We start from the raw sequence: 26,910 nt of genomic DNA on the forward strand, positions 1-26,910 counted from the left end.
AAGGAAGTCGATTGCCCATGAAGTGGACCGTTCTCGCCGCTGCCCTGATCCTTGCCGGTCCGGCCGGGGCAGCGACGATCCTGCTGCGCCCGGCACAGGTCTTCGACGGCGTCGAGGCCAAGCCGCACCCAGGCTGGCAGGTGCTGGTCGACAACGACCGCATTGCTGCCGTCGGCCCGAACCTGGCCTCTCCTGCCGGTGCACGCATCATCGACCTGCCCGGCGCGACGCTGATGCCGGGCATGATCGAGGGGCACGGCCATCTGTTCCTCCATCCTTACAACGAGACGCCGTGGGACGATCAGGTGCTGCACGAGGCGCTGGCGCTGCGCACGGCGCGCGCTGTCGTGCAGGCGCGCGCGACGCTGATGGCGGGCTTCACCAGCGAACGAGACCTGGGCACCGAGGGCGCAGGCTATGCCGATGTGGGCCTTAAGCAGGCGATCGACCAGGGCATTGTTCCCGGCCCCCGCCTGACCGTCGCTACCCGCGCTATCGTTGCGCGCGGTGCCTACGGCCCCAAGGGCTATGAGCCGGGCGTCGTGGTGCCGCAGGGCGCGCAGGAGGTCAGCGGCGTCGACGAGATCGTCCGCGCCGTCCGCGACCAGATCGCCGGGGGTGCCGGGCTGATCAAGCTGTACGCCGACTATCACTACCAGGGCGGCGACGGCAGCCGCCCGACGCTGTCGCAGGCCGAGATGAGCGCCGCCGTCGCCGTCGCGCACGACGCCGGACGCCTGGTCGCCGCGCACAGCGTCACCGAGGAGGGGATGCGCCGCGCCATCGCCGCCGGGGTCGACACGATCGAGCACGGCTATGGTGGAACGGCGGCGATCTTCAAGGCGATGCACGATCACGGCATCGCGCTCTGCCCGACGCTGGCGGCGTCCGACGCGGTGGCGCGCTATCGCGGCTGGAAGGGCGAGGAGCCGGCGCCGCCTGCCGTGCTGCTCAACCGCCGCTCGTTCCAGCTGGCCCACGCCGCCGGGGTGCCGATCTGCATGGGCGGCGACGTCGGCGTGTTCGCCCACGGCACCAATGCCCGCGAGATGGAGCTGATGCAGGCGGCCGGAATGCCGGCGCCGGCTGTGCTGGTCGCAGCGACTTCGGGCAACGCGCGCACCTTCGGCATCGATAAGCTTGTCGGCAGCATAAAGGCGGGCCTGCTTGCCGACCTCGTTGTCGTGGATGGCGACCCGACGCGCGATATCGCGGCAGTTCGCAGGGTCAAGCTCGTGATGAAGGGCGGCATGATCATCGAGCGCTGAACCGGTCTGCTGCAGTTATCCTTAGCATGCATCTTGGAACCGCTCTTCCAAGCGTCCCAGCAGCTTTAAGCTGACACCGGATCCAGCGATGAACGAACGGCGCAGCTTGGAGGTGCTTCGGCTAGGTTGATTGGCCGATTCTGGGTCGTCGCCGCGCCGGGGCGAGTTATCGATAGCCCGCAGCCTGGAGCTCGAACAACTCGGCATATCGGCCACCGGCCGCGAGCAGCGAAGCATGCGTGCCGGATGCTTCCACACGGCCGTCGCTGAGCACCAGGATGCGGTCAGCCATGCGTACACTGGAGAAGCGGTGCGAGATCAGCACCGCCGAACGCCCGGCGCTCAGTTCGCGGAAGCGCTGGAACACCTCGTATTCGGCGCGTGCGTCAAGCGCCGCGGTGGGCTCGTCGAGGATCAGCACCTCGCCATCGCGCATGTAAGCGCGGGCAATCGCAATTTTCTGCCATTCCCCGCCCGACAAGTCGACGCCGTCGCGAAAGCGCTTGCCGATCATCTGGTCGTAGCCGCCGGGTAGCTTGGCGACGACGTCGTCTGCGAGCGCCGCGACCGCAGCGGCCTCGATCCTCTCGCGGTCGCCGCGCGCCTCGATCCGGCCGACTGCGATGTTGTCCGCAGCCGGCAGGTTGTAGCGCACGAAGTCCTGGAAAATGACGCCGATCGCCGCGCGCAGGCCGCCGAGGTCGTAATCGCGCAAGTCGCGCCCATCCAGCAGCACGCGACCTTCGACCGGATCGTAGAGACGCGCCAGCAGCTTCACGAGTGTCGTCTTGCCCGCGCCGTTTTCGCCGACCAGCGCCAGCACCTCGCCCGGCGCCAGCGTGAAGGAGAGGTGGCGCACCGCCCAGCGGTCCGCGCCAGGATAGCGGAATCCGACGTCCTCGAAGACGAAGCCCTCGCGGACGGGATGCGGGAATGGCAGCGCCTCCGCGGGCGAGCTGATCCCGGGGACCGCCCGGAAAAAGGAAAACAGGTCGTCGATGTAACGCGCCTGGCTTGCAGTCGACGAGAAGCCCGTCAGCAGGCCTTCGAGGAGGCCGCGTAGCCGCAGGAACGAGGCAGCGAGAAAGGTGAGGTCGCCGATCGACAGCCAGCCGGTGACCGCGCGCCAGGCGATGTAGGCATAGGCAGCGTAATAGGCGATCGTGCCGAGAGCGGCGAAGCCGGAGCCCCAGACGGCGCGGCGTAGCGCGAGCCGCCGGCTTGCCGCGTAAGTGTCGCGTGAAATGGTGCGGTAGCGATCGATCAGGAACGGGCTCAGGCCGAATATCTTGACCTCCTTGGCCGTGTCCGCGCTCGCCGCGACCTGGCGGACGTAGTCGAGTTCGCGCCGCTGGGGCGTGCGGATGTAGCTGAGCGCGTAGCTCAGCGCGTTGAAGTGTGCCTCGCCGAGGAAGGATGGCACGAGGGCAACGGCGAGGAGCACTATCAGCCAAGGCGCGTAAACGACCAGGCCGGCAGCGAAGCTCGCGACAGTGACGATATCCTGCACCTGCCCGAACAATTGGCCCATCAGCGACATGCGCCCGCTCGCCTGCATGCGCGCACGATCCATGCGATCCTGGAAAGCCGCGTCCTCGAAATCGGCGAGATCGAGCGTGGCGGCGTGCTGCATGAGGCGGATGCTGGCGTCGTTGCTGACCCGGTCGGAAAGCAGGCCGTCGATCAGCGACACCAGTCGGCCAAGCAGGTCGGACGCGATCGCCAGCGCGAACTCGGCGAGCAGCAAGCCCTCCAGGCGTCCGAGCAGCCCAGATTCAAGCCACCCGGCGAGGTCCGTTGGGCGGTTGACGAGGCGGTCGAGGTGAACAACTTCGTCGATAAGGAGCTTGCCCACGAACAGCGTCGCGATCGGCAGCAGCGCGCGCAGCAGCCGCACGCCAAGCGTCGTCGCAGTGAGCAGCCGGCTGGTACGCCACACCATCGCCAGAAACGGTGGCAGGTTGCGGAGTGCACCTAATCGCTCACGCCACGTGGTCGGCTCCGGCACGCCACCGCGGCCGGGTCGGGCAGCGACCGCCATCTAGCGGCAACCCGACGACGACGGGCCGCCATGCCGCACTTTGCGCGTCGGATCTGAGGTCGGCATCATGCCGCTGCATTACTCGGCGTCTGCGAACGGGCGTAGCGGTTTTGCCGGGACACCTGCTTCCCTCACGATCTGATCAGCATCACGATGAAAAGCCGGGGCCAGCGAAGCGAACGAACGTACCGGATGACCTGATCCAGGTCAGGTTGCGGGGGCCGGCTCGTTTCTTCGCCAGATCTCCTCCGAGAGCAAGGTCGCGAACGCAACCCAGGCGACGAGAGGAACGCCGAGACTTGCCGCGACCTTATCGGTCCGATTGGCGACGGCGACATAGCCGACGGCGCTGACCCCAAGAGCAGCCGAGGCGACGGTGCCCCAGCCCGGTGCCCGGTGGCCGAAGAATACTTCGCTCCACCCGCCAATGCCGACCTGGTTCATGGTCCATAACGCCAGAGCGTACGTGCGTTCGGACGACGGCTCAGATCTGAGCAGGCGATAGCCACCGTACGCCAGCGATGCCTCGATCGCCGTCCAGGCAATCGGGTAGACCGGTGTCGGCGGTGTGAAGTCAGGCTTCTCGAGACGCTTGTACCAGCGCTGCGTCCGCGGATGGTCCGGTCCGGGGCTGGCACGCTTGCCGACGATCAAAGCTGCGAAGACTGCGCCGACGGCAAGTCCGGCTGCCCATCCAGCAGATAGTCCATCTTTGTGAGGTGTTGACGCCATGTCTGGTCTCCTTTCCACCAAGGACCGTTCACGCCGCCATACGGTTCCGCGCGGCCAATGCTCGCGGCGCCTTGCTTCTACCCCGAAGCTTCGATGAGTTCGAAGGACTGATTCAGGTGAGTTACAACGCTCCCTTACCGCGACCCAGCGTCCAGCAGCATCACGGCCTGCGGATAGCTTGTCTGAAACGTGAACGGCTCGCTGCGGGTATTCACGTCGATCACCTGCCGGGTCACCGCGTCGCCGGTCGGGAGCGCCGGGCGCCAGCGAGGCAGCCCGGCGGCGTTGGGGTCACCCGCCTTCACGAAAGTCGCGAAATAGCCCTGCATTGTGCTCGAGATGGCGCGGTCCTCGGTCGTCCAGCGGTAAAGCGGATTCACGTCGAGATTGCCGAGCGCATATTCGATTTCCGCGCTGTGCACTGCGCCCAGCGGCGCAGGCGTGTCGTTGGTCAGCGGCGGCAACGCAGCCGGACGGACACGCGCGAAATAGTAATAGTAGGTCGGCTGGCCACTGCGCCGGTGCAGGTCGAACCACTGCCAGGTCGACGCGCCCAAAAAGCGGTCGCTGGCCAGCCGCATCGCCGCTGTTGGTACATCGGTATCGGCCGCCGCCGGGTATAGCGCAAACAGCGACGCGCCGCGGCCCGGGAACAGCCGTTCCAGCGCCGCGCGATAATTCGTCACCGTCGGTGCTGCACTGCCCAGAACGGATTTCCACTCATCTTCCTGCGAATTCGACCCCACGAGCAGCGGCACCTTGGCAGCGCGTCCGGCAGCATAGCTCGCGGCAGGCGTCTCGGTCAGGAACAGTCCGTCGACAATAAAGTCGGCTTGAAACTTCTGCTGCCCCTGAGCCCCGAGCAGCTGCTCGGCCGGCATCGCGCGCAGTGCCGCCAGCGTCGGCGCGCCTGCCGCTTCGGCGAATGCCCTGCCTGCCGGTGCGGCCTCGGCGAGCGGCTTGGGATGGAAGGTCGGCGGCAGCACGCCGCCACTCTCGCCAATTGCGCGGGCAAAGTGGGTGCGCGTCAGCGGCGAGGTCATCAGCACGCTGACCGACATCGATCCTGCGCTTTCGCCGCCGATCGTGATCTTGTTCGGATCGCCACCGAAGGCCTCGGCATTGCGCCGTACCCAATCGAGTGCCGCGGCCTGGTCGAGTAACCCGTAATTCCCCGCTGCGTGATGTGGTGACTCAACCGCCAGTTCAGGCGTCGCCAGAAAGCCGAACACGCCGAGCCGATAGTTCATCGTCACCACCACCATGCCGCGCCGCGCCATGCTCGCGCCGTCGTAGCGCTTTTCCGATCCGTCGCCTCCGATTGCACCGCCGCCGTGGATGTAGAATAGCACCGGCAGTCTCGCCCCCCTGGATGTGCCGGCGGGTGCCCAGACGTTGAGAGTCAGACAGTCCTCGCTGTGTGCCGGCGAGCGGAACATCATGTCGGCGAAGAGTGGCTGCTGCATGCAGCGCGCACCGAACCGATCGGCGGCGCGCACGCCCTTCCACCGCAGGGCAGGCTTCGGCGGCGCCCAGCGCAGCGGCCCGACCGGCGGCGCGGCGTAGGGAATGCCCAGGAAGGCCGTAACTGGCGCAGGCCCGGCGATCGCTGTGCCGCGCAGGGTACCGCCTGCCACCACGGCTTGCTGCGCGAGCGCGGGTGCCGCGATCAGTCCGCCGGTCATCGCCGCCATGCGCCATATCCGTTTCATCTGCCCTCGCTCGCCGCCGGCTCGTTGCTGGCCTGGCATCGCTATTGCTAGCGAGTATCGCCGGGCCCAGCCAGAGCGATATCAGTCATGAGAAACGGCGGCAGGTCTTGCAGCAGCGCGCGCCGACATGCCCGCGAGGCCGATCCATGCGCCCCATTCGGACGGGGCGTCCGCGATGTCACCTGCCTGTAACGGTCGAGAAGTATTTAATCCTGAGACACTTTGCGAGGCCAAGATGGCGAGCGAACACAGCTTAACTTACGATGCCGTATCTTACGGTGGTACCGCGGCGAAGCCCGACTTCGACAAGAAGTCCGGACCAGCCGGGTTGGTCGTGTTCTTCGGCCTGCTCGCGGTTGGACTGGCCTTCACCGCCTATAGCCTGAACCGTGATCTTGCGGCGGCGCATGTGCCACCGCTGGCCTTCGGCGCCTTCGCCCTGCTCGGTGTTGCGCTGCTGATCGCGCTCGGCTTCGAATTCGTCAACGGCTTCCACGATACCGCCAACGCGGTGGCGACGGTAATCTACACGCACGCGCTGCCGCCGACCGCCGCCGTCATCTGGTCTGGCGTCTGGAACTTCCTCGGCGTTCTCGTGTCGAGTGGTGCCGTCGCTTTCGGCATCATCTCGCTGCTGCCGGTCGAACTGATCCTGCAAGTCGATTCCGGCTCGGGCTTTGCGATGGTCTTTGCGTTGTTGATCGCCGCCATCGTCTGGAATCTCGGGACTTGGTGGCTCGGCCTGCCGTCGTCGTCGTCGCACACGCTGATCGGTTCGATCATCGGCGTTGGATTGGCCAACCAGTTCATGCACCTGTCGGGCGGCACCTCGGGAGTCGACTGGTCCAAGGCGCAGGACATTGGCCTGTCGCTGCTGCTGTCGCCGATCCTCGGCTTCGGCTTCGCGGCGCTGCTGATCATCGTGATGAAGCGGGTGGTCAAAGCCCCGGCGCTGTACCAGGAGCCCAAGAGCGACCAGCCGCCGCCGCTGTGGATCCGGGCGCTGCTGATCTTCACCTGCACCGGCGTGTCGTTCTTTCACGGTTCGAACGACGGGCAAAAGGGCATGGGCCTGATCATGCTGATCCTGATCGGCACCGTGCCGACCGCCTATGCACTTAATCGTTCCATGCCCGCGACCGAGGTGATGGCGTTCGAGACCGTCGCGGCCAAGGCGCAGGCGGCTCTCGTCGCGCAGTCGAACGGCGTCGCGTCGCCTGCCGATCCACGCGCAGTCGTGACGGCCTATCTGCAAAGCCGGACGCTGACGCCGCAGACCGTCCCGGCGCTCGCGGCGTTGAGCGGCTCGATCGGCGATCAGGTCAACCAGTACGGCTCGCTCGCGGCGGTCCCGGCGCAGTCGACAGCCAACGTCCGCAACGACATGTACGTCGCCTCGGAGGCGTATCGCATCCTCGACAAGACGAAAGCCGTGACGTTCTCCGAGGACGGCAAGGCGGCGACCAAGGCGTTCCGGGCCGACCTCGACAAGTCGACCAAGTTCATCCCGACCTGGGTCAAGGTCTCGGTCGCCATCGCGCTCGGGCTCGGCACGCTGGTCGGCTGGAAGCGCATCGTCGTCACGGTCGGCGAAAAGATCGGCAAGACCCACCTCACTTACGCCCAGGGTGCGTCGGCCGAGATCGTCGCGGCAGCGATGATCGGCGCCGCCGACGGTTTCGGGCTACCGGTGTCGACAACGCACGTTCTCTCGTCGGGCGTCGCCGGTACCATGGCGGCCAATGGCTCGGGCCTGCAATGGGGCACGCTGCGTAACATGCTGACGGCGTGGGTGCTGACGCTGCCGGCGTCGATCCTGCTCGCCGGTGGCCTGTTCTTCGTCTTCTCGAAGATCTTCTAGACCCGGCACGCGCGCAACAGACGAAAAGGCCGGCTCCCCGATGACGGTGAGCCGGCTAGTCGATGCGTGATTCAGGGAGGATCAAACGCAGTCGGAGCGACGAAAGGGGGTACAAACGCCGCTGCGGAGGCCCAGCTATTCCGCGCAGGTTACAGTCTGATGAAGCACCGCAGGCTTGGCTAAATGTGTTCGCTACCGGACAGGAACGCCCTGCACCGGGAACCGAACGCCGCTTATGGCTATCGAGATTGAACGGACGTTTCTGCTGGCCAACGATGGCTGGCGTGATGCAGTCGTCAGGACCAGTCACCTTACCGACGGCCTGATTGCGCGCGCCGACGGCCGCAAGGTGCGCGTCCGGCTCAGCGGACGCCAGGCTTGGCTCACCGTCAAGGGACCGCGCCAGGGCATCAGCCGCTTTGAATTCGAATACGAGATCCCTTATCCTGACGGGCTGATCATGCTGCAGTCGCTGTGCGCCGGACCTTCGATCGAAAAGATACGACACCTGGTGCCATTTGCCGGCTTCGACTGGTCGGTCGACATACATCTTGGCTTGTTGACCGGCACCGACCTTGCCGAAGTCGAATTGCAGCACGTCGACGACGATATGCCGTTACCGCCGTGGATCGGTCGCGAAGTCACGCACGAGCCGAGCCTGCGCAAGGAAGCGTTGCTGGCACGATGCGTCGCGGCGATGGCGGTAGCTTCGTCGCTTCCAGGCTCGCTGCAATAGCCCAGCCCGGAGCGGCGTTGCGCGCCTCAGATGACTTTCTCGAACAGGCTGACGGCGATCTCCAGCATGATCAGCGCGATGATCGACAGCTCGAGCCGAACCGAGCGCCGGTCCTGGATCAGGTTGAGCAGCACGTCGGCGGCATCGCCGATGACTTCCAGCTTGTGCTCGATGACACGGGCTCGGTCGCCGAGTTCATACTCAGCCTCGAGACGGCCGTAGAGACGGTCAAGCTCGGGATGATCCCACAGCACTTCGGGCTTCTCGCTGATCTGGGCGCGGCCGACCATGCGATGTCGCGCCGAGAGCACCTCGCCGATCTGTTGCATCACCCGCCGGATCGGATGGCCGACCTGGCCGCGCTGCTGCAGATCGTTGACCAGCGGTTCGATCCGGTCGAACACCGTCGCGATCCGCGCTTCATCGCGGCTCAAGACAACGCTGCGGGCAAGCACCGTGGCTGTCAGCAACAAGCGTTCCGCGGTCAGTTCGCGCAGCTTGATATTGCCGTGGACGTCGACCTGCTCGTCCGCAGCGGGCGCGAGTTCGATCGTCGCGGTCTCGACCTCGGGTGACGGCAAAGGATCGATGATGTCCGGCGCGATGCGGGCGAGGAAACGCTGCTCGCCATCGGCGGCGACGCCGAACAGCACGACGACGCCATAGCGAAAGACCAGCGCCGCGCCGCTGCCCTGCGGATCGAGTTCGTCGGCTTCGACGAAACCAGTGAGCCCGCGCATGTTGATGCGTGACCCGACCAGCAGGGCGCGGACCCGGCCCGGCGCCATCTGGCCCGGCAGGACGAAACCGAGGACTTCGCGCGACCCTGCCTTGACGGTGCGCAAGGCGCGACCGGCCGAGATCGTGTCGCGAACGTCGGGGGCAGTCGTCGTCGGCATGGTTTTCCTGTCTGGCGGCCGCCTTACCGCCGATCGGCATTGGTCTCAAACATTTGGAGTGAAAGCTCGACATCGCCGGCGATGCACAGACCTTGCAAATGACCGGAGCGCACTTGCCGAAGTGATCGGCAAAAGGGCGCTGAGACGATCTCACCTGTTTTTCGCTCGGTCATGACGCTTGCCGCGATGCGGGCAGCCAGCCGAAAGACCTGGCCGAGTGATGGTTCGTCCGGCGACCTGAATACTTTTACAGCCGTCTCGTAACTCGTTGAGGCTGACGGTAAGTATCTGATCTAATGCTTTCCTATGAAGCTTGGAAGGCTACTGCGTTACCATTCAGCTATACCCGCATGTCGGCGACTTGATCGCCGATCGCCGTCGTAGCCACGACGCTGCGGGCTTGGTCAACGGCAGGTCGGACTCTCAGGCCGCGGCAAGGACCGGGCGGCGGACGGCAAGGCGCTGTCCGTTGAAGCAGTAATACAACAGCGGCACCTGCCGGATCGCCAGGTAGATGGCGAAGGACAGCAGCGCCGCCGTCACCCCGACCGCCAGCCATTCCAGTTCGACCGGCAGCGAGATCGACGCTGTGACCAGGCCGAGCGCCAGGATGATCGGGTGGTGGACGAGGTAGATGGTCAGCGACGCATCGACGACCAGCTTGACCGGCGCGCTCGGCGCATCGCCCCAGCGCTTCATCGCGGCAAGGACGAGCCAAGCACCACCGATGGCGGCACAGGCGCCCGCGACCATCGCCGGGCGGTAATGCGCGCCGCCCATCGTCAACGGCACGGTCAGCGCGATGATCGCGACGACGACTGCCGCACGCCACCACCGCCATTTCAGCCAGGCGTCGAGGATCGCGGGCTTGAGGAACAGGCCGGTGCCGATCAGGAAGAACAGGCCGTTGTACATCAGCCGGTTGGCCATCGCGCCCAGGAACGTCGTGCCGAGCAGTGGCGCGGTGACGGACAGCGGTACGGCGACGAGCCCGACCAGGATGAACACACTGGCGAAAGGCGCCCGCTCGACAACGAGCGGTAGTCCCGTCGATCGCAGCCGCGCGACAATCGGCCAGGCAACGGCGATCAGGACCGAATAGATGATCAGGTCGTCGAGGAACCATAGGTGGCTGATCCAGCTCGACGACGGCTCCGACAGGCGGCCAGCGAGGCGGGCCAGCACATCGCCCATGTCGCCGCCCGGCACCGCGGCGAAGACCAGCAGCTGGAGCGGGATCAGCACGATCGTCGCTGACAGCAGCGGGATGCCCAGCCGCTTGAGGCGCGACTGCAACCACTCCCACCGCGCGGTCCGGGCCAGCAGCATCGCGGCGAAATAGCCGGCAATCAGGAAGAATGCGGGCATGCGGAATGCCGTGATCGTCTGCGCGACCGTATCGCAGAAAGCCGATGTCGCGGCCTGCGGCGGCCCCCAGCCAGGCGAGAACAGCCGCGCTGCATGGTACGGGATACCGAGCAGCATGAGCAGCGCCCTGCACCGGTCGATATAGTGGAGCCGCGCCGACACTGTATCCCCCGCATCACGACGACCACTGGACCGTGGCAATTGTTTTGCAGTGCAGCAAGCCTTTTCGCCGGGCTAACCCGTTGCGGATACGGTACAATCTCAGTTTCGGGCCAGGCCGGCGAGTGGGAGCGACGAGGGCGTTGTGCCTATTTGAGCTCCACCCTGACGCCGACGCGGAAGGCGCGCCCCAGCAGGTCCGAATAGGTGCTGTTCGCCGCCAGTCCGGTCTCGGGCACCAGCATCGGCTTGCTGTCGAGCAGGTTGGTGACGTTGACGAAGAACTGCGCATCGGCGCCTGCCATCGGCACCTTGGCGGTGACGTTGAGGTCGACATAGAACAGCCCGGAGACATGGTTCTCGTCATAGGTCGGGAACTGCGTCGTCGAGACCGGGCAGGTGGTCAGGCACTCGATACCGTTGGCGACGTACTTGCCCGAGCTGACGCCGCGGCCGACGCCGGTGATCGAGAAGCTGGGCGTGTCGTACGTCGCGCTGAAGCGGTAGATCCACTTCGGCGTGGTCGCCTGGCCGCCGTTCACCCCGACACTGTTGAGAACGACGGTGCTCGGCACGCCGCTGTTGAACAGATTGTCGATATAGCGGGTCGCGACGCCGCGCAGCGTGACGGCGCCCTTGGCCTCCGCGAAGATCGCGTCGAGCGGCAGGCGGTAGTTGGCGTCGATGTCGACGCCGCGAACCAGCTGGCGGGCGGCGTTGAACGGCTGGCTGCGGAACAGGTAATAGGGCTGGCCGGGGATCGAGCGGGCCGGATCCGGCGTATAGGCGCTGCAGAACTGCTGCTGGCCCTGATAGCACAGGTCGATGATGTCCTGCGCGCCGAAGGTGCTGATGGCGTCCTTCAGGTTGATCCGGAAATAGTCGACCGACAGGTTGAAGCCCGGCAGGAAGCGCGGCGTCAACACCACGCCGGCGTTCCAGCTATCGGACTTTTCGGGGCGCAGGTTGAGGTTGCCGGTGACGTTCGCCGAATAGCCGAAGGTCGCGGGGCCGTTGGCGCCGTCGTTGGTATAGGCGGGGTTGCGGACCGAATCGCTGTTGGCAGAGCCGGCGGCGTACAGCTCGTTGAGGTTGGGCGCCCGGATATCGCGCGAGCGCGTGACGCGCAGGCGGATGTCCTCGATCGGCTGCCAGGTCGCGCCGGCCTTCCACGTCGTCACATAGCCCGCGGTCGAGTACCAGGTGGCGCGGGCGGCACCGTTGAACTCGATGCCGAGGCCGAGCGGCACGACGGTCTCGACGTACAGCTCCTTGACGTTGTAGCTGCCGTTGGTGGGCAGATAGTTGCCGACCGACCAGCGGTTCGTTGTCGTTGGCCGGCCGGTCGCATCGACGGTCGCCAGCGGCTGGAATTCGGCAGGCACGGAACCGCTGATCTGCTCCTTGCGATATTCACCGCCGAGCGCGAGGCTGACGTCGCCGGCCCAGGTCGAGAACGGCGTCAGCGACAGGTTGGCGGCGGCATTGTACTGCTCGACCGTCTCGTCGCGATACGGATTGCCGAGGACGTAGCCAAACGCCGCCGGGTTGGCGACGCCGAGGCCGAGGCGGTTGAGCGGCACGCAGGCGCGGGCGTCGTTGGCCGGGTTGGTATCGACGTTGACGAGGCACTGGATCGACCCCGCCGCATAGCCGCCGGTGTTGCCGGCCGGTGCGAAGACGGCGGCGGTGGCGTTGTTCATCGCGCCGATATTCATGATGTTGCGCAGCTGCTCGCGGAGCTGGGCACGGCCGTACTGGCTGTAAACCTCCCAGGTCGCGGACTTGCCGAACAACTGGGCGCTGCCCTGCGCGCCGAGGGTATAGCGCTGCACCTCGCGCTTGTTGCTGACGGCGCGGAACGGCAGGTCGGCGGCGGTCGATGCGATGGTCACGCTGGTGATGCCGGCCAGCGCCGCGCGTCCCAGGGTGTTGTACAGGAAGGCGTTGCAGGTCAGCGGCGCGGTTGCCGCCGATACCGCCGTGTCGCAGCCCGTCGCCGACAGCGACACGCCGGTCGCCAAGTTGGGCCCGGCGTTGAAGAACACTTTCTGCCGGTTGTACGAGCCCTCGGCGAACAGCTCGATGCCGGCGCCGAACTCATAGCTCAGCCGCCCGAACAGGCCGTAGCGGTCGTCCTTGGGATCGAGGCCGATGCGGCGCCCGGAGTCGTTGACCTGCCAGTCGCCGCCCTGGGTCAGCGTCGGTGCGGCGGCCCCGGTCGGCGAGGGGAAGGTCAGGGCGCCGTACTGGAATTGCTGGACCGCGCCGCCATTGCCGAAATACGTCCCGCGCAGGCGGTTGGCGACGCCCCCGGTCGAGCCGGTGATGAGGCCACCCGGCGTCGAGTTCGCCGCGCCGACCTGGCGCCGGATCAGGAACTGCGGGACGCTGGAGTTGGTCGTCGCGTTATAGGCCGGGTTCTGGATGCGCACATAGCCGGTGGCGTTCCAGTCGCGATCGACCTCGAAGATGCCGGCGCGGTGGGCGAGTTCGCCCGAGATGAGGATGTGGCCGCGCTCGTCGCTGCCGAACGGCGCGCCGCCGGTGACGCTGAGCGAATAGTTCTGGCCGTCGCCCTTGTCGGTGATGCCGCTGTCGACGGCGACCTTCAGGCCCTTGTACTTCTTGTCGAGGACGAAGTTGACGACGCCCGCCACCGCGTCGGAGCCATAGGCCGCCGACGCGCCGCCGGTGACCACCTCGACGCTCTGCACCAGCGCCTGCGGGATGGTGTTGATGTCGACGAGGCCGGTGATCGTCGACGCGACCGAGCGCCGGCCGTCGAGCAGAACCAGCGTGCGGATCTCGCCGAGGTTGCGCAGGTTGAGCGCGTTGATCCCGGCCTGGCCGCTCGACAGGTTGAGGCGCGAGTTGGCGGGGCGGGTCGAGCCTGCCAGCGCCGGCAGCTCGTTGACGAAATCGGCGATGTTGTTCGACGGCGACGAGGTCTGGATCTCCTCGCGCGTCAGCACGGTCACCGGGGTCGGCGCCTGGAAGCCGTCGCGCGCGACGCGCGATCCGGTGACGATGATGTCGGGGTTGCCTTCGGCGGCGGCGGCGGCTTCGGCGGTCTTGACCGCAGCGGTCTCGGTCGGCGCGGTCTGGGCGAAGGCCGGCAGGGCGAACACCATGGAGATCGCCAGCGCCGACCGGCTGGAGGTGACGGCGACGACGTGCTGCGGCCGCCGGAATGCTGAAAGCTTCGTCATGGTGTCCCTCCTTGTTGGTCATGGTTGCGCCGGCTTTTGCCGGTCTGCTGCCACGCCCGTCGATCGTGCCTGATGAGTTAACGTGCGCGGCGGCGGCGACACGCGTCAAGGGCGAAGCGGCGTCTGTCGCTCAACCGCGCCGATTAACCGGCGACTGTGGCTCCGCACCGTGTATTTTCCTATGGCGCTCCGGGCGTTGTCGTATCACGAACGGAACGGCGGGGGCCGATGGTCGGCACTGTTTGAGAGCGGAGGAGATGCCCATGATCAACCGCCGGGCATTCCTGGGCGCGACGGCCGCGACGCTGGCGCTGGCACCGGCGGGCATCGCGCTGGGCGGCCTGAAGCGGCCGATCGAGATCGTCGACGACCGCTACGGCGTGCCGCATATCCGTGCCGAGACGATCCCGGATGCGTTCTTCGGACAGGGCTATGTCGTGGCGCGCGACCGGCTGTTCCAGATCGACCTGTCGCACCGCCGCGAACTCGGGCGCATGGCGGAGGCGTTCGGCGTCGAGTTCGCGCCGCTCGATGCCGTGGCGCGGCTGTTTCACTATCGCGGCGACGTGGAAGCGGAGCTGCGCGCCGTGCCGGACGACGTGCTGGCCTGCGCCCGCGCCTATGTCGCCGGGATCAACGCGCGGATCGACGAGCTGTCGGCCAACCCGTCGCTGCTGCCGCTGGAGTACAGGATCCTCGGGGTCATGCCGCTGAAATGGGACGTGCGCGAACTGGTGCTGGCGCGCGCCGCCTCGCTCGGCAACGTCGACGACGAGGTGCGCCGCGCCCAGCTCGCCGCGCTCGGGCTGCTCGACCTCGACGCGGTCATCGCGCCGCTGCGGCCAGCCTGGACGATGACCGTGCCGGACGGGCTCGATACTGCCGCCGTGTCGGAGGCGGACCTGGGCGTCATGCGGCGCGGCGGCCTGCCGTTCGGCCCGGCGACGCCGACGACCGAACCCGCCGAGCCCGCGGCCGACCGCGCCAACGCAGGCAGCAACGCCTGGACCGTGTCCGCCGCGCGCTCCGCCACCGGGCGCCCGATCCTGGCGAACGATCCGCACCTCGGCATCGGCGGCTTCGGTCCGCGCCATGTCGCGCACCTGTCTGCACCCGGCCTCGACGTGATCGGCGGCGGTGCGCCCGGCCTGCCGGGTATCATGCAGGGCCATACCGACCGCTTCGCTTTCGGCCGGACCAACTTCCACATCGACCAGGAGGACCTGTTCGTCCTCGAACTCCACCCGGACGATCCGGAGCGCTACCGGCACGCCGGCGGCTGGAAGCGGTTCGAGCGGGTCGAGGCCAGCATCCCGGTCAAGGGCGCTGCGGCGCAGACGGTGACGCTGCGCTACTCGGTCCAGGGCCCGGTGATCTCGCACGACCCGGCCCGCCACCGCGCCACCGCGCTCGGCTCGATCGCCATGCAGCCGGGCGGCAGCGGTGCCTTTGGGATGATCGCGATCAACCTGGCGCGCGACTGGGCGTCGTTGCGCCAGGCGTTCAGGCTTCACCCCTCGCCGACCAATTTCCACTATGCCGATATCGACGGCAACACCGGCTGGCAGGTGATCGGCTTCGCGCCGGTGCGCAAGACCGGCGACGGATTGCTGCCGGTGCCGGGCGATGGCCGCTACGACTGGACCGGCGTCCGCGATTTCGCGTCGCTGCCGAGCGAGTACAACCCGCAGCAGGGCTGGTTCGCGTCCGCCAACCAGAACAACCTGCCGCCCGACTGGCCGCGCGACCGCATTCCCGCCTTCTCGTTCCGCGATCCCTATCGCTACGAGCGCATCGTCGAGGTGCTGAGCAGCCAGGCGCGGCACTCGCTGGCCGACAGCGTCGCGCTCCAGCACGACACGCTGTCGACGCCCGCGCGGCAATTGCTCGCGCTGCTGCCCAGGCGCCAGTCCGAAGCCGCCGACATGCTGCGCCGGTGGGATGCGCAAATCGATGGCGATAGCGCTGCTGCGGCGCTGTTCGAGATCCTGTGGCGCGACCTTGGCCAGCGCATGCTCGCCACCATCGTCCCGGAGCGTGCGAAGTCGCTCGTCACCGAGATCGCGCCGTCGGTGCTGCTCGGACTGCTCGCGCACCCCGATGCTCGGCTGGGCGACGATCCGGTCGCGGCGCGCGACGCGCTGTTCGACGCGTCGCTCGAAGCCGCGTGGGCGACGGCGGGCCAGTTGATGGGCAATGATCCGGCGAAATGGCGCTGGGCGACGCTTCACCAGGTCCGCCTGGTGCATCCGCTGGCGCGCGTGCCCGCCATCGCCGCTGCCTTCCCGGCGATCGAGGGCGCGGGCACCGGCGGCGACTCCTACACCGTCATGGCGCGCTGGCTGGGCAACGGTCCGAGCTGGCGCGTCGGGGGCGGCGCGGGCTACATCCAGGTCATCGATGTCGGCGCCTGGGACAATTCGCTGATGCTTAACCTGCCCGGCCAGTCGAACGACCCGCGGTCGCCGCACTACCGCGACCAATATGCCCCGTGGATCGCGGGCCGGATGGAGCCGATGCTGTTCAGCCGCGCCGCCGTCGAGGCGAGCGCCGCCGGCCGCCTCACGCTGCGTCCGCCAAGGACCTATCGTTGAGGCGCCTCGGTATCGCCGTGCTGGCCGTGATGCTCGCCGAGCCAGCGAGCGCGGCGCCCGCCGTCGACGTCGTCATCCGCGGTGGCACGATCTACACCGGTGCCGACGCCGCTCCGTTCGCCGGCGATGTCGAGATCGGCGGCGACCGTATCGTCTATGCCGGCCCGTCACGCCACACCGCCGCGGCGCAGGTGATCGATGCCAGGGGGCAGGTCGTCGCGCCGGGGTTCATCGACGCGCACACCCATCCGTCCACCTACATCCGGTCGCACGACCCGGTGGCGCGGCTCAACCTGCCGTGGCTGGCGCAGGGTGTCTCGACGATCGTCACCGGCGTCGACGGCGACGGCACCCCGGACGTGGCCACCGACGCGCACGCGCTGGCGACGTCGGGCATCGGCACCAACCTGGTCCCGTTCGTCGGCTTCGGCGCGATCCGCGCCCGCGTGCTCGGCCAGGATGCGCGGGCCCCGACCGCCCCGGAACTGGCGCACGAGCGGGCGCTGGCCGCTAAGGCGATGTGCGAGGGCGCCTACGGCCTGTCGACCGGGCTGTTCTATGCGCCGCAAAGCTTTGCCCGGACCGACGAGGTCATCGCCGTGGCGCGCGAAGCCGGCAGCCGCGGCGGCCTGTACGACACGCACCAGCGCGACGAGTCGGACTATACCATCGGCCTGATCGCCAGCACCCAGGAGGCGATCGAGATCGGCCGCCAGGCGCGGATGCCGGTCCATTTCGCGCATTTGAAGGCGCTGGGCGTCGACCTGCAGGGACAGGCGCCGCGGTTGATCGCGACGATCGAGGCGGCGCGCGCTGCCGGGCAGCAGGTCACCGCCGATCAATATCCATGGCTGGCCTCGGGCTCCAGCGTCGATGCCGCGCTGGTACCGCGATGGGCCAGCGACGGCGGCTATGTAAAGCTCGTCGCGCGGCTCGATGCGCTGCCGACGCTGGCCAGGATCAAGCAGGAGATGGCCGAGAATCTGCGTCGGCGCGGCGGCGCGGAGTCGATCCTGCTGACCAGCGAAGGCCAGCCTTGGACCGGCAGGACGCTGGGCCAGATGGCGCGGCAATGGCAGCTGACGCCCGTCGATGCCGCGATCCGCATCCTGCGCGTCGCGAACAGCCACGGCACGGGTCCCGCCGGAGTCAGCATCGCCAGCTTCAACATGGCGGACCGCGACGTCGACCTGCTGATGAAACAGCCGTGGGTCGTCACCAGTTCGGACGGCTCCGATGGCCATCCTCGCCAGTATGCGACCTTCCCACGCAAATATCAGGTCTATGTGCGCGAGCGGAAGATCATCTCGCTGCGCGACTTCATCCACCGCTCGACCGGCGCGACCGCCGATATCTATCGCCTGGAGGGTCGCGGCTATCTGAGGCCCGGCTATTTCGCCGACGTCGTCGTCTTCGATCCGGTCGGCTACGCGCCACGAGCAGACTATCTGCATCCGCGCGTACCGAGCGTCGGCGTCAAGGCGCTGTTCGTCAACGGCAGGCTGGCACTGTCGAACGGCGCGACGACCGGCTCGGCGGCGGGCCGGGTCCTGCTGCGGTCGAGGGTGCCGGGCTGCCCCGTCCCGGGCCACGTCGTTCGCAGCGGCCCACGACCTGCCCGGAACATCCCGGCTTGAAGATGCTGAACGCCTGGTTCGCGATCCCGTTGTGGCAACGGGTGGCCGGCGGGCTGGTCATCGGCGTGGTGCTGGGTGCGCTGTGGCCCGAGGGCGCCGCCGCGATCCGGCTAATCGGCGAGCTTTTCGTCCGGCTGATCAAGATGCTGGTCGTGCCGGTCGTGCTGGTCACGATCGCGGCGGGGATCGCGTCGCTCGGCGACCCGCGGCGGCTGGGTCCGATCGGCGGCCGGACGGTCGGCTGGTTCGCGCTGACGACGCTGATCGCGGTGTCGATCGGCATGGCGATGGGCCTGCTGATCCGGCCGGGCGACGGCGTCGCGCTGGCGGGGATCGCGCCGCATCCGCTCGGCCCGCCGGTTTCGCCTGCCGACCAGCTGCTCGGCATCGTCCCCGCCAACATCGTCGAGGCGCTGGCCAAGGGCGACATGCTGGCGATCATCTTCGTCGCGGTCCTGCTCGGCGTCGGCAGCGTCGTCTCGGGCGAGGCCGGCAAGCCCGTCGTGGCGCTGCTTCAGTCGGCTGCCTCGGTGCTGCTCCAGATCGTCCGCATCGTCATGGAGGCGACCCCGTTCGGCGTCCTCGCGCTCAGCGCCAATGCGGTGGCGAGCGGCGGCATGGCGGTGTTCGTCAACGTCGGCTGGCTCGCCTTGTGTGTCGTGCTCGCGTCGCTGGTCCAGATGCTGGTCCATGCCGGGCTGATCGCCTTCGTCGCGCGCCTGCCGGTGGCGCGCTTCTTTCGCGGCATCGCCGACGCGCTGGTGGTGGCATTCTCGACCGCCTCTTCATCGGCGACGCTGCCGGTGGCGTTGCGCGTCGCACAGGACAATCTCGGCATCGGGCGGTCGATCGCGGCGACGGTGCTGCCGCTGGGTGCGAGCATCGGCAAGGACGGCACTGCGATGTACGTCGGGCTGCTCGGCCAGTTCGCGCTGCAGGCGCTCGGGATCGTGCCCGATGCCTGGATGCTCGGCGTCATGCTGATGACCGGCGCGCTTGCGGCATTCGGCACGGCGCCGGTGCCGTCGGCGTCGCTGTTCATGCTCGCGGCGATGCTGTCGGCCGTCGGTGTCGGTGCCGAGCAGACCGCGTTGGTCGTCGGACTGGTCCTGCCGTTCGATCGCCTGCTCGATATGACCCGCACCGTGCCGTCGGCATCGGCGAATTTGACTGTTGCGACGCTGGTGGCGCGCGCCGAGGACGGCGTCGACGAAGCCCGCTTCCGTAGCGCGGCGCGGTCATGAACCGGCACGGCGTCGGGATGGTCCATGCTGTTTGTCGCACCGAGGTCCGATGATGCACCTGTTGCTGTCCCTCTTGCTTGCCGCTGCCGCGCCGTCCGACGCCCCGGTCGAGAATGCGCTGGCGAGTGCCGGTCCCGGCACTCGCATCGGGCTGGTCGTAACCGACGACCAGGGGCGTGAGATCGTTGCGATCCGCCCCGACGATCGCTTCGTGCCGGCCTCGAACACCAAGATGTTCACCACCGCCGCGGCGTTCGCGCTGCTCGACCCCAATGCGGCGGATGGCGGCGGCGGCGCCACGGTGCGGCTGGACGGCCGCGACGTGGTCATCGCCGGGCACGGCGACGCCCGCTTGTCGAGTGCCGCGGATTGCGTCAGCGACTGCCTGCTCGACCTCGCCCGGGCGGTCGCGGCGCGGACGCGGGTCGTCCATGACGTGACCGGCGACGACAGCGCCTTTCCCGACGAACGCTGGCCGCAGGGCATGAGCTGGAACAACATGCCGAGCCGCTACGGCACGGCGATCTCGGCGCTGACGATCGACGATAATGTGGTGACCATCGTGGCCAGCCCGACGACGCCCGGTGCGGCGCCGGGCCTGGTCGGCGACGGCTATTACACCATCCTCAATCGGGCCGTGACAGGTGGCGGGAAGTCGACCCTCTCGGTCACTCGCGAGCCCGGCACCGACCGGTTGCGGATCACCGGCAGCATCCCGGCCGACAGCAGCCCCCAGACGCTGACCGTGGGGATCGACGATCCGGCGTACCGAGCCGCGTGGCGGCTGGCGGCGTTGCTGCGCGGGCTGGGTGTTCGCGTCACTGGCTCCATCCGGGCGCAGCACCGTCCGGCATCGGCAATCGACGAGCCGGCGACCCGCGCGACGGCCCCGGCCCCGCACCCGCCGCAACCCGTGGTGCTCGCGCGCCTGGCGCCGCCGCCGCTGGCCGAGGACTTGCTGGTGACCAGCAAGGTCAGTCAGAACCTCCACGCCGAACTGCTGCTGCGCCGCATCGGCGCGATCACCGGCAGCGGCTCGGTCGCCGACGGACAAGTCGCGGTCCAGGCGATGCTCGATAGTGCCGGCGTCGAACGCTGGTCGTACGAGTTCGCCGATGGCGCCGGCATGTCGAACTACAACCGCCTGACCCCGCGCGCGGCGGTGCGCTTCCTGCGCTGGACCCAGGCCCAGCCTTGGGGCGCGGCGTGGCGCGCGACGCTGCCGGTCGGTGGCGTCGATGGGACGCTGGGCCGGCGCTTTCGCGGCACGGCGCTGGATGGCAAGCTGTTCGCCAAGACCGGGAAGCTCAACGCCGCCAATGCGTTGTCGGGCTTCATGATCGCCGCCAGCGGGAAGACGCTGATGTTCTCGGCGCTGGCCAACGACATGCCCGGCGATGCCTCGGCGACGCAGGCGGTGGACAAGGCGCTGCTCGCGGTCGCCGCCGCCAACTAGAGCCGGTCGACGGCCTGCACCACCGCGTCGCCGGTCGCCTGTCGCAGCGCGAAGATGCCGCTGTCGAAATGCCGTGTCGGATGGACGCGGTTGGTCAGCAGCGTCCATGCCAAGCCGCGATCGAAGTCGACCCACAGGCCGGTGCCGGTAAAACCGGTGTGGCCGATCGTGCCCGGCGAGCAGGCCTGGCCGCCCGACCAGCCGGGGTGGCGGATCTCCCAGCCGATGGTCCGGTGCCCCTCGACCGGCGTGCGGATCAGCGCCAGCATTTCAGGCGACGCCCCGCGGCCGTCGAGCAACCCCTGCGCGAAACCCAAGACGCCGTCGACCGTCCCGAATAGCCCGGCATGGCCGGTGCGTCCGCCCATCGCGGCGCAATTCTCGTCATGGACCTCGCCCTTCACGACGCGGCCGCGCCATTGGCAGGCCTCGGTCGCGACGGCGGGACCGGGCGGCGGTCCCCAGCTCAACCCGGACCCGAGCGGCAGGGCGTCGAGTTCCGCGCCGGTCAGCCGCTCCACCGCGATGCCGAGCAGGATGAAGTTGATATCCGAATAGACCGGCGGGCCGTGCCGCCACTCGCGCTGCAGGACGAAGGCGCGCAGGCGCTGGGGATCGTCGCCATAGGTGTAGATCGGCTCGACCGCGGGCAGGAAGGTGCGGTGGACGAGGCAGTCGCGAAACGTCAGGCGCCGCTCCGCCGCGTTGGCGACGTCGTATTGGCGCAGGTCGGGGATCGCGTCGGTGAGCGGCCGGTCGAGATCGAGCCGACCTTCTTCCGCCAGGCGCAGCACGAACGTCGTGGTGGCGATGACCTTGCTGACCGACGCGAGGTCGAACCAGTGTTCCGCGGTCAGCGGCTCGGGCGTCGGTACCGCTTGCGCCAGCCCGGCGACACGGACGGCGCGCCTGCCATCGGCGGTGACGATGCCCAATACCGCGCCCGGGATACGTCCCTGCGCGACATGGTCTGCGGCAAGCGCGAAGGCGGCGTCGACGACAGGCTCGATCATGCCCCAGTCATGACACGATCCGCAGCGGCGAAGCTAGGCTTACCCAGGCAAGGCTTTTAGAAGGCGACGTAGGGGCCGGTGGCACTCCCCGCCGCGCGGCCTTCGATGGCGGTATAGATGGTCCGCCCGAAGAAGAAGGGGATGCCGAAGTCGAAGCTGTTGGCGAACGGCAGCGGCGGCTTGACCAGCGTCGGGTCGACGCCGAGGCCGGGCGCGGCGGTGGCGGCGCCGCTGACATTCAACGGACTGTACAGCGTGAACGCCGCGCTGGCGGTCGTACCGTTGGTCGCGGTCAGCACCGGCGACAGCGGCACCGGCGACGGCGGGCAATAGAAGGCGACCAGGTTGGTGTCGGTGCACGGCGCCAGTGCGGTATCGATGAAGAAATAGCTGCTGCTGCCACTGTCGAGGAAGCTTTGGGTCAGCTGCTTGCCATTGTAGGTCGCGGTCAGCACGCCGGGTCCGAGCCGGCTGGTCGAGGTGGTCAGCGGCAGCACGGTCGATGCCGAAAGCGTGTTGTTGGCCTGGGTACCGATGCCGAATATCACCGTGCCGGCAATGCTGACCGCGCCCGCTTGGGGCACCGAGGGCAGGGTCAGGATGCTGCCGTTGTTGTCGACGGCAAAGGCCGCCACCGGATTGGGCACTTGCTCGAACGGCGCTGCGGTGTTGGCGGCGCGCGGGATCATCGCCCCGCAGCCGGCCGCCGGGCAGCTGTAATAGGCAGCCGCCGAGGATCCGCCGGCGACCGTGCAATAGCTACCGCAGTCGGTCGTCGTGGTACCGATGCCGATGATGCCGTTCGCACCGAAATCTTTCACCGTCGCGATGGCGGTGCCGCCGCCGGACGAGCAGCTGGCGGGTACGGCTGCAAAGCTGCCGCCGTCGCCGATCGCCTGGAACGGCATCGCGGCGACCTTCTCCCCCGCGATCGAGAAGTCGGCGACGCGCACCGAGCCGAACGCGTAGGAGTTGACGTACTGGTAGCATTCGCCGACCGGGTTGCCCGATGGTCCCGCCTGGACGGGCAGGGCGGCGAGCAGGCTGGCGTTGATCGCCGGCTGGATGATCCGCAGCCCGACCGAGCCGGTATCCAGGATGATATGGTCGATCGTCTGGCAGTTCGTCGTCGATCCCGGTGCGCAGATGGTGACCGTGACATAGGGCTCGTTGAACGCGTTATAGCCACCGGAACCAGTCCGCAGCGCCGCCGGCCCGGCGTCGAGGACGACGGCGGCGGTGTTGACGACCGGCGTGGGCGCTGGAGCAGGCGTCGGCGTCGGGCTCGAGGGGGCGACGGTCGGCTGACTGGACCCGCCATCGCCGCCGCCACAGCTCGACACGGCGAACAGCGCCAGCGAGGCAATGACGATGCGGATCAGCCTCATGGCTGCGGCAGGTCGTCGGGTGCGAAGCCAGGCGGCGCCAGCGAGGGCACATAGGCGACGCCGTGGAACCAGCCCATGTGGCCGCCTGTCTGTATCTGCAGGTCGGCCTGCGCCACCTGGACCGGTCGCCGCAGCGACCGGATCATGCCACCACCGGCATCGCGCTCGACCGTGCCGGCGGCCTGGAACGTCGCGAAATAACGGCCGAGCAGCGTGCGAAGATCGGGCTTGCCCGGTCCCGACCAAGTGACGGCAAACACTTGGTCGGCGGCGTTGGTGAACTCGCTGACCGTGCCGCCGTTCGGCCGCATCAGGTCGTGCCGAGTGAAACCGGTCGTCGTCACGGAAACGATGCGCGCATTCGACTGGCGCCCGTCGGCCTGGACGCTGGCCAGCGTTCCGCCGAGTTCGGCTTGCGCACCGACCGGGCTCAACAACGCCGCCGTCAGGAGCGATAGCAGGGCGGGGAGAGCGTTGCGCACGAACCCTCAAACCGCCGGCCGACCAAACGGTTGCGTGTCGGCAACTTCAAAGCCGTTGCGCGGTCGCGACGATAAAAACTTGCTTAACGAAGTATTGCTGGATTGCAATATTGTCGAGGCGACAGCGATCATCGTCGCCGGCTCAGTCCAGTGCAGATTACAGGCTGCACCAGCGGACATCACCGGCCGCCGTCGCAAATAGTCTAACATTAGTTTTTGCCAGGCCCGTCCGATCGATTGGGCTCAGACTAACTTTCGGCGAATGTTGCATAATAATCGACCTCATTAGAAATCGCCCGAAGATCTGAACGACATGGACCCGGATCAATACAGCGGTGTTCCACCAGCAGACAAAGGGGCGAACATGATCACATCGTTGAAGCGGGCCGGAGCCTCTCTCCTGCTTGGATGCACTGCACTCTGCGGCGCGGGCGCTGCGAATGCCGCCACGGTAAATTTCCTCGACCTTGGCAACCGGCTGGTCAGCGTCAACAGCACGGCGCCCGGCACCATCGTCAATACTGTCGTACTGACCGGCATCCAGGGCAATGAGACGCTGCTGGGCATCGATTATCGCCCGGCTTCGTCGCGGGTCCTGTATGGGTTGAGCAACGCCGGGCGGCTGTATGCGATCAACCCGCTCAACGGCAGCGCCACCGCAGTCGGCGCGCCGGTGACCCTCAACGGCGTCGCTGCCGGCGTCGACTTCAACCCGTCGGTCGACCGCATTCGCGTCGTCACCAACACCAACCAGAATCTGCGCCTCAATCCCGATACCGGTGGCCTTGCCGCGACCGACACGCCGCTGGCCTATGCCGCGACCGATGCCGGCGCCGGATCCGCACCGCGCGTCGCCGGCGCCGCCTATACGAACAATGTCCCGGGCGGCACGCCGACGACGCTGTACGTCATCGACACCAACCGCGGCGTGCTGGCTACCCAAGGCAGCGTCGGCAGCACGCCGGTTTCGCCGAACAGCGGCCAGTTGTTCACGGTCGGCTCGCTGGGCGTCGCGACCAACGACAATGTCGGGTTCGACATCGCCCGCGACGGCACTGTGCTGGCCAGCCTGACCCAGCCCGGCACCGGCACCACCTCGCTGTACAGCGTCGACCTGACCACCGGTAAGGCGACCCTGATCGGCGTCGTCGGCGCTGGTGGCAAAACCTATCTCGGCCTCGCCATCGCGGCGCCGACGATCGCTTCCTACGGCACCACCGCCAACCAGATCGCGGTCGGCACCGCGATCGACAATTTCACCGGTGTACCTTCGGCCGGGCTCAACAGCCTGTTCAACAGTCTTGACGGCCTGCCCGCCGGCGACCGTGCCGCCGCGCTGTCGCAGCTGACGCCCGGTGCCTACACCCTGTTGCCCGAGGTGACGCTGCGCACCGCCGAGTTCGAGCAGGCGACGCTGCAGCGCTACCTGCGCGACTTCCGCGACCACGGCACCGGTGGCCTGGCGGGTAGCGACGGCAAGATCGGCAGCTTCATCGTCGGCACCGCGCGCTACGGCAAATACGATCCCGCGGTCGATCGCGCCGCCGTCGACTACACCGGTGCCGGCGTCATGGCCGGTATCGATCTGCGCCTCGCCGATGCGTTCCTGGTCGGCGTCACCGCCGGCTACGACAATGCGCAGGTCAAGTTCGGCGCCAGCCAGGACAGCGAGATCAAGAACTACTTCGGCGGCGCTTATGCGACCTTCGGCTTCGGCCCCGCTTTCATCGACTTGTTCGGCACCTACGGCGAGGCCGACTACGACCTGCGCCGCTCGGTCAATTTCGGCAGCAATGCCGCGACCGGCGGCTTCTCGACCGCGCTCGACTTCGCCGCCAAAACGCACAGCAAGACCTATCTCGGCGGCGGCAACATCGGGGTATCGCTGAAGTTCGGCGGCCTCGTGCTGGAGCCGTTCGCCGGAGCGCGCTACGCCCGGGTCAACATCGACGGTTTCAACGACGGTAGCGGCCTCGGCGGCCTGACGCTCGGTAATGTCCGGTACGAATCGGTCCTCGGAAATTTCGGCGCCAAGCTGGGTGCCGAAGTCGCGGTCGGCGGTGTCGTCGTCCGGCCGGAAGTCCGCGGCGCCTATCGCCACGAGTTCCGCAAAGATGGCCAGAACGGCTTCAATTACGGCTTTGGCGGCATCGGCAACACCTCCAGCCTGCCGTTCACCCCGTCGCCGCTGCGCCGCAACTATTACACCGGTGGCGCCGGCTTCACGGTCAGCAGCGATCGGAGCCCGATCTCGCTCGTCGTCGATTATAACGGCGAGTATTCGAAGGACCGAACCATCAATGGCATCACCGGCGGTCTGCGGCTTGTCTTCTGATGCCGGCCGTGATCGCCACGGCCGGGACGGATGACGCGACGCGCCCTGCTGCTGCCGCTGTTGCTGGCGGCGCACCTGGCGGTCCTCGCGGTGGCGCTGCGGCCGGCTGCGACGGCAGCCGAGCGGCCGGGCGGCTCGACGATCACAGTTGCCGAGATTCCCTCGGCCGTCGCACCCCCGGTTGTTGCGCCGGCGCTGGTCGAGACCGTGGTAGCGGTCGAGGTCGAGGCGCCATTGGTGGATGCACCGAGCGCTGTTCCGGCCGTCGGTCCAGCCCGCGGCGACTGTGCGCTGACCGACGATATCCAGTCGGCCCTGCGCAGCGACGGGGCGACGGCGGCGGCCTTGAGCCAGGTGCCCGCCGCCTCGCGCTCGGTCGCCAACGCACTGATGATCTGGGACGGGCGTTGGGGGGACGGGAATTCGGCGCTGGCGCCGATCCAGCGTATCGTCGTCGCCAGCATCCGCGCCGCGTCGCCGGAATGCCAGGCCGCCGCCATCACCGGGCCGCGGCTGATCATGGTCCCCGACGGCAAGGGCTCGGCAGTGCTGGCCTTTGGATCCGGGGTGTGGAGCTGGGCCCAGCTGCTCGCCTGACCGAAGGTTTCCGCCACTATGAATGTTTATTCAAAGTCGTGACGGGGCGGGTGCAACCCGGGGCTGGCTCGTCCGTAGCTGCAGCAAGAACAAAACAGAAAAACTTCCGTCCAATCCAAAGATGAGGACGGGGTCGACCTTCGATCATATCTACAGGGAGCGCGTCAATGTCTTTG

18 protein-coding genes are annotated in these 26,910 nt (G+C 67.7%); 9 read left to right on the plus strand and 9 right to left on the minus strand.

The features are described from left to right. The first annotated feature begins 17 nt into the window (after positions 1 to 17). Positions 18 to 1,268, plus strand: a complete 1,251-nt coding sequence (locus ACOFKW_RS07540) for an amidohydrolase family protein (RefSeq protein ID WP_419816702.1) — start codon at positions 18 to 20, stop codon at positions 1,266 to 1,268. A 166-nt stretch (positions 1,269 to 1,434) separates the two neighbouring features. On the opposite strand, the gene ACOFKW_RS07545 is transcribed toward ACOFKW_RS07540, so the two are convergent. The 3 genes from ACOFKW_RS07545 to ACOFKW_RS07555 all read right to left on the minus strand — a co-directional run bounded on the left by ACOFKW_RS07545 (position 1,435) and on the right by ACOFKW_RS07555 (position 5,792). Further along, on the minus strand, positions 1,435 to 3,309 hold the full coding sequence (locus ACOFKW_RS07545) for an ABC transporter ATP-binding protein (protein ID WP_419816703.1): 1,875 nt from the start codon (positions 3,307 to 3,309) through the stop codon (positions 1,435 to 1,437). A gap of 207 nt (positions 3,310 to 3,516) precedes the next feature. Then, on the minus strand, positions 3,517 to 3,963 hold the full coding sequence (locus ACOFKW_RS07550) for a TspO/MBR family protein (RefSeq protein WP_419816704.1): 447 nt from the start codon (positions 3,961 to 3,963) through the stop codon (positions 3,517 to 3,519). 212 nt (positions 3,964 to 4,175) lie between these two features. Continuing rightward, the gene (locus ACOFKW_RS07555; protein ID WP_419816705.1) at positions 4,176 to 5,792 is read right to left on the minus strand and encodes a carboxylesterase/lipase family protein; all 1,617 of its coding nucleotides are present in this window, start codon (positions 5,790 to 5,792) and stop codon (positions 4,176 to 4,178) included. Between the two features lie 196 nt (positions 5,793 to 5,988). Between ACOFKW_RS07555 and ACOFKW_RS07560 the strand changes: the two genes are divergently transcribed. Continuing rightward, entirely contained in the window at positions 5,989 to 7,614 is a 1,626-nt protein-coding gene (locus ACOFKW_RS07560; RefSeq protein ID WP_419816706.1) for an inorganic phosphate transporter, read from the plus strand. Positions 7,615 to 7,849: 235 nt separating this feature from the next. Beyond that, a complete protein-coding gene (locus ACOFKW_RS07565; protein WP_419816707.1) occupies positions 7,850 to 8,350 on the plus strand; it encodes a CYTH domain-containing protein in 501 nt (166 codons plus the stop codon). Positions 8,351 to 8,376: 26 nt separating this feature from the next. Here ACOFKW_RS07565 and ACOFKW_RS07570 read toward each other — a convergent pair whose 3' ends face one another. The 3 genes from ACOFKW_RS07570 to ACOFKW_RS07580 all read right to left on the minus strand — a co-directional run bounded on the left by ACOFKW_RS07570 (position 8,377) and on the right by ACOFKW_RS07580 (position 13,988). Next, entirely contained in the window at positions 8,377 to 9,249 is an 873-nt protein-coding gene (locus ACOFKW_RS07570; protein ID WP_419816708.1) for an RMD1 family protein, read from the minus strand. 423 nt (positions 9,250 to 9,672) lie between these two features. Beyond that, positions 9,673 to 10,779 (minus strand): acyltransferase family protein, encoded by a 1,107-nt coding sequence (locus ACOFKW_RS07575; protein WP_419816709.1) that lies wholly within the window; start codon positions 10,777 to 10,779, stop codon positions 9,673 to 9,675. A 146-nt stretch (positions 10,780 to 10,925) separates the two neighbouring features. Further along, positions 10,926 to 13,988 (minus strand): TonB-dependent receptor plug domain-containing protein, encoded by a 3,063-nt coding sequence (locus ACOFKW_RS07580; protein WP_419816710.1) that lies wholly within the window; start codon positions 13,986 to 13,988, stop codon positions 10,926 to 10,928. A gap of 263 nt (positions 13,989 to 14,251) precedes the next feature. Here ACOFKW_RS07580 and ACOFKW_RS07585 point away from each other — a divergent pair, with 263 nt between their 5' ends. Genes ACOFKW_RS07585 through dacB form a run of 4 tightly spaced genes read left to right on the plus strand, consistent with a single transcriptional unit; the run spans position 14,252 to position 20,919 of the window. Beyond that, positions 14,252 to 16,582 carry a penicillin acylase family protein gene (locus tag ACOFKW_RS07585; protein ID WP_419816711.1) on the plus strand — a complete coding sequence of 777 codons (2,331 nt, stop codon included), beginning with the start codon at positions 14,252 to 14,254 and terminating at the stop codon, positions 16,580 to 16,582. Between the two features lie 29 nt (positions 16,583 to 16,611). Beyond that, positions 16,612 to 18,219: an N-acyl-D-amino-acid deacylase family protein gene (locus ACOFKW_RS07590; protein ID WP_419816901.1), complete on the plus strand. Its 1,608-nt coding sequence runs from the start codon at positions 16,612 to 16,614 to the stop codon at positions 18,217 to 18,219. A 2-nt stretch (positions 18,220 to 18,221) separates the two neighbouring features. Continuing rightward, positions 18,222 to 19,463 (plus strand): dicarboxylate/amino acid:cation symporter, encoded by a 1,242-nt coding sequence (locus ACOFKW_RS07595; protein ID WP_419816902.1) that lies wholly within the window; start codon positions 18,222 to 18,224, stop codon positions 19,461 to 19,463. Between the two features lie 52 nt (positions 19,464 to 19,515). Next, positions 19,516 to 20,919 carry a D-alanyl-D-alanine carboxypeptidase/D-alanyl-D-alanine-endopeptidase gene (gene dacB / locus ACOFKW_RS07600; protein ID WP_419816903.1) on the plus strand — a complete coding sequence of 468 codons (1,404 nt, stop codon included), beginning with the start codon at positions 19,516 to 19,518 and terminating at the stop codon, positions 20,917 to 20,919. Here the strand turns inward: dacB and ACOFKW_RS07605 are convergent. Genes ACOFKW_RS07605 through ACOFKW_RS07615 form a run of 3 tightly spaced genes read right to left on the minus strand, consistent with a single transcriptional unit; the run spans position 20,916 to position 23,802 of the window. Then, the gene (locus tag ACOFKW_RS07605; protein ID WP_419816712.1) at positions 20,916 to 21,932 is read right to left on the minus strand and encodes a serine hydrolase domain-containing protein; all 1,017 of its coding nucleotides are present in this window, start codon (positions 21,930 to 21,932) and stop codon (positions 20,916 to 20,918) included. The genes dacB and ACOFKW_RS07605 overlap by 4 nt on opposite strands. 56 nt (positions 21,933 to 21,988) lie before the next feature. Next, entirely contained in the window at positions 21,989 to 23,320 is a 1,332-nt protein-coding gene (locus ACOFKW_RS07610) for a DUF3443 family protein (protein WP_419816713.1), read from the minus strand. Next, complete coding sequence (locus tag ACOFKW_RS07615; RefSeq protein ID WP_419816714.1) at positions 23,317 to 23,802, minus strand: DUF2844 domain-containing protein; 486 nt, start codon at positions 23,800 to 23,802, stop codon at positions 23,317 to 23,319. The genes ACOFKW_RS07610 and ACOFKW_RS07615 overlap by 4 nt, the downstream gene beginning before the upstream one ends. Before the next feature lie 364 nt (positions 23,803 to 24,166). On the opposite strand from ACOFKW_RS07615, the gene ACOFKW_RS07620 reads away from it, so the two are divergent. After that, complete coding sequence (locus ACOFKW_RS07620) at positions 24,167 to 26,137, plus strand: DUF4394 domain-containing protein (protein ID WP_419816715.1); 1,971 nt, start codon at positions 24,167 to 24,169, stop codon at positions 26,135 to 26,137. Between the two features lie 30 nt (positions 26,138 to 26,167). Then, on the plus strand, positions 26,168 to 26,734 hold the full coding sequence (locus tag ACOFKW_RS07625) for a hypothetical protein (protein WP_419816716.1): 567 nt from the start codon (positions 26,168 to 26,170) through the stop codon (positions 26,732 to 26,734). Positions 26,735 to 26,910: the final 176 nt, after the last annotated feature.

The sequence above is a fragment of the Glacieibacterium sp. genome, assembly GCF_965200405.1.
In the GTDB taxonomy this organism is placed as follows: domain Bacteria; phylum Pseudomonadota; class Alphaproteobacteria; order Sphingomonadales; family Sphingomonadaceae; genus Glacieibacterium.